Source organism: Mesorhizobium sp. M7A.F.Ca.MR.148.00.0.0, assembly GCF_003997735.1.
Lineage (GTDB): Bacteria > Pseudomonadota > Alphaproteobacteria > Rhizobiales > Rhizobiaceae > Mesorhizobium.
In genome coordinates this window covers 1-324 of the sequence record NZ_RZTB01000476.1, presented here as the reverse complement: position 1 = coordinate 324, position 324 = coordinate 1, and the positions used below count along the sequence as shown (strand labels likewise).

Sequence of the window (324 nt, the reverse complement as noted above, 5' to 3'; positions counted from 1 at the left end):
TCACCCAGCGCGAAGCCGAACTGCTGCGCTATCTCACTGAGGGCATGTCCAATCGCGATATCGCCGTGGCGCTGTCGGTGAGCGAAACCACGGTGAAGTGGCATCTGAAGAACATTTTCGGCAAGCTGGCGGTATCGAACCGGGTCCAGGCCGTGCGCGCCGCGCAAGGGTCAGTAGGCGCCCATGCCCCTCCGAAAGGAGGGGTATAGATAACGGGCACAACCCCTCTTTCGGGTCGGGCCACATGATCGTTGGCCTGCTAGCGTCAGCTGGTTTTCGGAGGACGCTGCGGATGGCGACAGGCTACGTTTTTCACGAACAGCT

Annotated in this window: 1 protein-coding gene; it reads left to right on the top strand. The window is 60.8% G+C overall.

Annotation, left to right across the window (positions count from 1 at the left end; all coding sequences use genetic code 11):
- Positions 1–209, top strand: a 209-nt coding sequence (locus tag EOB49_RS34995; protein WP_164781992.1) for a helix-turn-helix transcriptional regulator, incomplete at its 5' end; no start/stop codon positions are given.
- Positions 210–324 lie beyond the last annotated feature (115 nt).